Genomic DNA, 232 nt, shown 5'->3' with positions numbered 1-232 from the left:
ATATAGAACACGTCCAGCTTTTCTTTCGTCGGATCAGCCTCTGGATTACCCTCCGGGTAGTTACGCGCATCAAGATATTGAGCAAAAGTGAAGTGACGGATCACTTTGGCCTGCGCCATGTTGTCGTAAACCAGACATAAGGCAGAGATCGTCCCATCCAGATTGGCAACACTGAGTGTTGGCGTGGGCGCATTGCCATCACTGGTGACTTCGAACCCCTGAGCCTGAACAG

The 232-nt window shown here is 51.3% G+C and carries 1 protein-coding gene; it reads right to left on the bottom strand.

All coding sequences use genetic code 11. From position 1 onward, the window contains the following. Window positions 1-232, bottom strand: a 232-nt coding sequence (locus ACYYG1_RS17945) for a phage minor tail protein L (RefSeq protein ID WP_461211687.1), incomplete at both ends; no start/stop codon positions are given.

This window comes from Desulfocurvus sp. DL1XJH-121 (assembly GCF_054819825.1).
Note: the sequence above shows the minus strand (reverse complement) of the source record. Positions and strands in the feature narration are given on the sequence as shown.